6 protein-coding genes are annotated in these 6,747 nt (G+C 59.4%); 1 reads left to right on the forward strand and 5 read right to left on the reverse strand.

Features of this window, described 5'->3' with window-relative positions; genetic code table 11:
• Positions 1–502 precede the first annotated feature (502 nt).
• Complete coding sequence (locus tag GIY56_RS18810) at positions 503–631, forward strand: hypothetical protein (protein ID WP_268866591.1); 129 nt, start codon at positions 503–505, stop codon at positions 629–631.
• Positions 632–1,077: 446 nt separating this feature from the next.
• On the opposite strand, the gene GIY56_RS18685 is transcribed toward GIY56_RS18810, so the two are convergent.
• The 5 genes from GIY56_RS18685 to GIY56_RS18695 all read right to left on the reverse strand — a co-directional run.
• Positions 1,078–3,375 (reverse strand): S8 family peptidase, encoded by a 2,298-nt coding sequence (locus tag GIY56_RS18685; protein ID WP_328288596.1) that lies wholly within the window; start codon positions 3,373–3,375, stop codon positions 1,078–1,080.
• Positions 3,376–3,553: 178 nt separating this feature from the next.
• The gene (locus tag GIY56_RS17945) at positions 3,554–4,585 is read right to left on the reverse strand and encodes an AAA family ATPase (protein ID WP_154766213.1); all 1,032 of its coding nucleotides are present in this window, start codon (positions 4,583–4,585) and stop codon (positions 3,554–3,556) included.
• A 594-nt stretch (positions 4,586–5,179) separates the two neighbouring features.
• Entirely contained in the window at positions 5,180–5,749 is a 570-nt protein-coding gene (locus GIY56_RS17950) for a recombinase family protein (RefSeq protein ID WP_230312630.1), read from the reverse strand.
• A gap of 232 nt (positions 5,750–5,981) precedes the next feature.
• Positions 5,982–6,452: an IS5 family transposase gene (locus tag GIY56_RS18690; protein ID WP_328288598.1), complete on the reverse strand. Its 471-nt coding sequence runs from the start codon at positions 6,450–6,452 to the stop codon at positions 5,982–5,984.
• A partial coding sequence (locus GIY56_RS18695) for a transposase (protein WP_328288597.1) occupies positions 6,368–6,747 on the reverse strand: 380 nt, incomplete at its 5' end. The genes GIY56_RS18690 and GIY56_RS18695, both read right to left, overlap by 85 nt.

A 6,747-nucleotide genomic window follows, 5' to 3' on the forward strand; every position in this document is an offset into this window, starting at 1 on the left:
CAGGGCAGGGCGACCAGGACCGGCGGGCGAGGGACTGGCTCGGGACGAGACAGGCATCCGCCCGCCGCAGCCGGGAGCATCGCCCTGACCAGCTCGGGTGGAGGCCGGCTTGCCGGCCGGAACCGGGGACGCGACCCGAAGGGGGACGCCCTGTTTAGTCGAGGAACAGGGCTGAAACCTGCATCAGAAGACCAAGGCCCGTGGTCAGGATGAACAAAGTAGCCACGCCGCTCCCGCCTGACTGCTCATCCTTCTTCGATCCATCATCGCTTGGCACGGTTGCGCCTCCGCAGCAGGGACATCCCCCGCCGAGATAGCTGTCTCTCCCGCATGAAATGCAATCAAATCCCATTTCATATCACCTTTCCAAATCGGCTCTGGATGGCTTCAAGACGCCAGCAAATATCGTGAGTCCTGCACCAGCTTTGGCACTTCATCCGCAGGTTTCGTGCTCTTTTCCAAGAGGGATGCCGCTGCATCAACACAAGGAGCCTATTTCTACATGGAGCGCGAGGCGGTCGAGGAGGGCGCGCACATGATGGACGTACTTGCTGCTGGCCTCGAACAGGTGTCAACCCCGGACGGACGCACGCGAAAGCAGATCGAAGCGGCGGATGGCGGGAAGCCGTAGGAGGGTCAACTGTGGTTTCTGAACAGGTTCAAAAAGCTATAATTGGGATTAATGTGAGCCCCCAAAGCGTGGAAGCATTTTTCCCATTTTCCCTCGGTGAGAACTTAGGTTACGTGCTTTCATTATCCGATGCATTTGATGTACGGGCAGATAGTGCAGGTACTCGTATCGTCGGGCTTAAGGATCGCTAGCTCACATCGCGACTAGGTCTCCAGCATGTCGCGAAGAGCCATTCGTCCACGCCGCGGAAATCAGTAGGACAATGCTGTTGCAGCAAAGCGAGTTTGCCCCTGCGCCTAACAGCATGCGGTGAGTTACTCAGCAGCCTCAAGGCGGAAACCTGCTGCATCATCCGTGTGTCATCAGCAACACCCTAAAGCTGTCGCGTGCTGCGTCAGGTGGGCTTTAGGGTCCACTAAGTGAGTCTTTGGTGCGATGTTCTAAACTCAAATGCCGTCAGCCGAACGCGCTTGAACTTGAGGAGCGATGCGAGCACGCACCTCGTCGTAGATCTCGATCTCACCCGGCATTGAAATCGTCACGGCTAAACCAAAGGGTATCTCCTCATCAACTGGTGCGCCTTGATCAGGGTCGCGCTGCACGACAAGGGGGATTGTCATGTTAGGCACGACGACCGGCGCATTTGTCCCATACCAGCGGCGTGAACTGACGGTCCCGCGATTACTCTGGTTTTCGTCCGGATGCCAACTATCACCAGAGACAGAGAGCGCCTCTATCTCGGCTGGCGTAAGGATCTTCAGGCGACAGCTGCGGTAACTCTTCCGGCCTGGCAGAACTGGCGAAAACCACGCGACGGTCGCTGACAGGTTGTGCGGTCGCGCCTTACCGCCGATTGCCACAGGAACCGGCACGTCGATGCTTGCGATGCGATTAGCTCCCAGAAGCCCTGTTGCGAAAAACGTCGCCCGATCCGCAGCGCACGCAACCGCGTCGTCAGCATCGACATAGCCGTAGCCTAGGAAGCGCCGAATGTTATCCTTTTGCTTGGAGGCTTGGCCGCGACCAACCGGGCCAAGGGTTCTCTTGATGAGTTCGGCGGTATCCCTTGGCCATTGCGCCGGATGGACCAAAAGGGCCTTCAGCAGGACTGCGCGCTGTATGGGGGGCAAGCGCAGAAACGCATCCCCGTAGGCAGACTCGAGCGCATCGTGGATGCGGTGACACGTCCGCGACGCAAGCGCCGCTGCTGCGCTGGTTCCATTCGAATAACCGTCAAGATTCTCTCGACCAGCCCTTGGCGGCGCCGCAACCTTGAGACCTGCTCCGCGCGAGGCTTGTGCCGGACGGATGTCAATGTGCCGGTGATTGCCAACACAGGTCATGTGCTCTCGGCTGCCGGGCATCAAAATGTCCGGCTTGACCGATCTGGCAAAGCCCGGTCCGAGGCTGCTTGATGGGTTCGCCGCCACATGAGCCGGGAAGGGATCGATCAAGGATCGCGCCAACCCGCGCTCAGCAGGACCAACGGCGTCAACGTTTCCGGCACCGACCGTAATCCCGTTCACCGTCTCTGCTGGCGATAGCATGCGGCGGTCCGCCATGACACCATGCAGGGTCTCGACCATTGATTTTGCGCGGCTTTCTGCGTCAGCATCCTCGTAGTCCCGGCTGGTTGCATAGGTCGGCATGCCGAACGGGGAGACCTGATTGCCTGCGCTCACGACAAAGAGCAGGCCGAAGCGATATGCCAAGCGGTCGAGCAGGCGGGCCCAGGGCGAAAGGTGGTTATGGAATGGCCGGTATTGATTGCCGAGAGAGAGATTGACGATCACGATCCCAGGGCGCTGCTGGCGCAGCCTGGTGACTGCGAGGTAGATCATGTCGACAATGAGCCTGTCGGGCGGGAAGGCATCATTGTTCCCTAAAACGGGAATCATGTGGATCTTTCTCGGCAGTGGGACCTCGCCGCGATTGAGATCCCCGTGAATGACGAGGGATGCCATCGCTGTTCCATGCGCCCGCGACGCCACCAAGGCGTCCGGCTCGAGATCGAAGGGGTCGTCGAGGTCAATATGGGCGGCCAGCCGCTTGTGGCCACTGACCGGAACGCCGTCGAGCACCGCGAGGATCGGCTCACCGAGTTCCTCGATCTGAGCCTCGGCCTGCGGGCTGTCCTCAGGATCGCTAATCTCAACGGTTGTGGCCTCGGACTGTGGACGGATGTGCATCACCGTGTCCAAACCAGCGATCCCCTCAATTCGCCGTTCGATGATTTCGCGCACGGCCCAAGCCGGGATATCGGCAAGGAGTGCATGGTAGGAAATGTCGGGCAAACGGGAGCGAGATAGAACCTGCCCCCCTCGCGCCGTCAGCGCTTGCGTCGTCTCCTCTTCACTGAGCCGAGCGGCCGCTTCATTAGCCCTGAAAACCAGTTCGATCTCCAGTCGGATCAAATCATTGTCCTGGTGGCCGTCGAGAATTGAGGAGAGAAAGCTTCGATCTGACTGTTGAACGCGGTCGTCTGGTCCCCAAACGCGCAAGTCCCGGAGGTGTTCGAATACATTCGCCCAAGGCGTTTCCCCTCTGACCAGTTGTCCAGACTGCCAACGCCGCCAAAGTGATTCAAGGTTGCGCAATGCCACCATGTCAGGGACCAGAAGGTAGGCGACAGGTTGCTTGTCTTGTTCGTCGCCGTCGAGTTCTTCCTCATCCACCAGTTCCAGCCCGCCCACCTGACGGATGGACGCGGCAAACGAATTGATCGTGCCGCGGACTTCGAACACCAACAGCCGTTCTGGCGCAAGGGCGGCAGGGTCCGCACGCAGTTCAAGCGCACCATTGCCGCGCGAGAGAATTTCGGCAAGGCGTGTGAACTTTGGGCCGAATGCGCCGGTCTGACGGTCTCGCGGAAAGGTATCTGGCGAGGGAACGGGTCGGGCGCGGCCTATTGGGCGGGGCTGATCAGCTCTCGGCGTCAGTCTTAGAAGGGGTTTTGTTGGGTCGCTCGGCATTTATAAACCCTGGTGTAACGCGCGAAGCCCAAAGATCCAGTTCCGCGCGCAATGCCTCATCAACCGAAACCTCCCCTAAACCAAGAATCTGCCGCCGCCTGACATTCTGGCAGAAGTCGAGAGCCTCTGCGTAGCTCACATCGCCAAGGCGACCGGCAAGTCGGCTCAGCGGCATTGTCGGTGCATCTGGCCAACCAGAAATGATCCGGTTCAGAAACACCGTAATCTCGTTTTTCTTGGGCGCCGGAAATGCTAGCCGCATCTGGAAACGGCGCCAAACAGCGCGATCGAGCAGCTCGCCATGGTTGGTCGCCGCGACCACAATAACGTAGCTAGGAAGCTGGTCGAGCTGCATGAGCAGGAAAGAAACAACCCTTTTAATCTCTCCCGTTTCATGTGTATCGCCGCGTTCCTTGCCGATGGCATCGAACTCATCGAAGAACAGAACACTCGGAGTCGTTCGCACATAGTCAAAGAGTTTGCGGAGCCGGGCGTTCGTCTCACCGAGGTAGCTGCCGATCAAGGCGTCATATCTGACAACAAAGAAAGGCAAGCCCAAGCCCTCTGCCACCGCCTCGGCGAACGATGTCTTGCCATTACCCGGGGGACCCGACAGCAACACCCGGTGCCGCGGTTCATAGCCGCTCGCGCGCAGGACATCCGCTCTGCGGTGCTCCTCAAGAAGCTGACGGCCACTTTCTTTTGCCGGCAAAGGTAGCAGGAGGTCATCAAGCTGGAGCTGCGGCGTGACCTCGAGAATGGCCTCGCGCCCGTTCGGACCTGCCAAGTGAGGCGAGCTTACCGTAAGGGAAGGAGGTGTGACCGGGACGGCTGACAGGGCGCGCTGCATACGGTCGGCCACGATGAAGTGCTTCTTGGCGCGTTCTTCAGCAACCATCGCTTCGGTGGTAGAGCGCAGCATCTCACGATCGCCGGTCGCGCCCGCGCGAATCAAAGATACAAGAAGGTCGCTCCGCGACATATCAGACCTTAAGCTCCCCGCGATGCACGGCTTTTTCCTACAAGCAAACAGCAGGGGCGCAATACATTCCCCCGATTAACGTTTGCAAGCTGCAGCCCGAAAGCAACCGTGACAGTTGAAACCTTAGCATCCGTAAGCTCGACAAGGAATCCCCAATGGTGCCCGCCGTGTCTTCAATCGCTGAAGTGTGGTGTTGCCTCCATGCGGATCGCCTAGGCACGTGCGGACCATCAACGCTGCACCTGCTAACGTCCGCTTCGTCCCGTATCTCTGCCGGACGCTGGCTGCGTTAGTCCCTTGCTCCCCCCTGTGGTCGGCCGACAGGAAACATATCCTCGCCGTAATAGTGCAGCTTGACGTGATGGCTGCGGCAGAGCCACCGCACGTTCAAGGGCTCGTCGTATCGGTCGTGATGGGCATCCACCCTGGCAGCGCCGCAGACCTCGCACCCCTGCTTTTCCAATGCGCCGGACGACAGTGCCCGCTGGACTGCGAGATGAGCTTGATACTTCGGCAGGTTGGTGCGTCGCCAGTTCGTCTGGCGGGTCTCGCTTTTCAGGGACGGTGGTCGTGGGGGCTTTGGATCATCTGTCATCACGCCACCGCCGCCTGCCGGCCCAAGGTGCGATACACGGTCGGCCGCGAGATTGAGAACACCTCTGCCAGATCACTGATGGAATACTCTCCGGTGTCATACATGCGCCGCAGCTCCTGCTGCTGGCGATCCGACAACTTCGGCTTCTTGCCCCGCAGCTTGCCCTTGGCTCGGGCCACAGCCATGCCCTCACGGGTCCGCATTCGGATCAGGTCGGCCTCGAACTCGGCAAAGGTCGCCAGGATGTTGAAGAACAGCTTGCCCATTGGGTCGGTCGGATCATGGATTGAGGTGCCAAGCTGAAGCTTGATCCCGCGCGCGGCCAGATTGTCGGCAATGTCGCGGGCGTCGGGGACGGAACGCGCCAAGCGGTCCAGCTTTGGCACGACCAGCGTGTCACCTTCCCGCAAAGCTGCAAGCGCCTGATCCAGACCAGGGCGGGCGCGGTTCGTGCCGGTAAAGCCGTGGTCGGTGTAGATGCGATCGGAAGCAACTCCGAAGCTGACAAGGATACCCTTCTGCGCAGCAAGATCCTGTTTGTCGGTGGAACAGCGGGCGTAGCCGATCAAAATCTGTGTCATGGCCTAATCTGTAACAGTAGCCGCCCCTTCATTGCAAAAAATATCGGACCATTCATCTGAGATTTCGCTCCGCCAGCAAATGCTGATCCTCAAGGGGCCTGTTCATGGGTAACCTGACCGTCCTCTCAACGATGCTGGGTGGCGCACGGCATTTCTGAGATCATAAACGTACTGTATGGAGCGTGCCGGGCTGCACTTCTAGGGTCAGTCCCTATAAACATCAGATCCAAAATATGACGATGGCTGCGAGGATGATGGCGTTGAGGAAGATGTCTCCGCATCTTTCGTAGCGGGTAGCAACGCCGCGCCAGTCCTTCAGGCGGCCAAAGGCATTCTCGATGCGGTATCGCTTTCTGTAGAGGCGCTTGTTGTATCTGGCAGGTTTCTTGCGCTTCTTCCGGGGCGGGATGCAGGGACAGATGCCACGGTCTTCGAGGCCATCGCGCAACCAGTCGGCATCATACGCCTTGTCACCCAGGAAATGCTTGGCTGGCGGCAGATGGCGCAAAAGCACGAGTGCGCCACGACTGTCGGCCATCTGACCCGGCGAGAGGAAGAAGTTCAGCGGCCGGCCCTTGCCGTCGCTGAGCATGTGCAGCTTGGAGTTCAGGCCGCCTTTCGTGCGTCCGATCGCCCGCGGACGATCCCCTTTTTTCGAAGGCTGGCCGCGGTGCGGTGCGCCTTCAGGAATGTGCTGTCGATCAGCAACGTATCTCTCTGAGCGCCTGGCCGCGCCAGTTCCTGAAATATCTTGGCAAAGATGCCCATCCGGGACCACCGGGCGAACCGGTTATACAGGGTCTTGTAGGGGCCATAGACTGCGGGAGCGTCTTGCCAGCGAAGACCGTATCGCTTGACGTAGATGATGCCGCTAAGCACCTTGCAGTCGTTGGATCGCGCGCGCCCTCGCACCTTGGGTAACCACCCGGTTTGCACCGCAGCCATTTTGCATTGACAGGCGTTGATGATGTCGTGTCTCGCACCAC

Source organism: Paracoccus lichenicola (genome assembly GCF_009708075.1).
GTDB lineage: Bacteria > Pseudomonadota > Alphaproteobacteria > Rhodobacterales > Rhodobacteraceae > Paracoccus > Paracoccus lichenicola.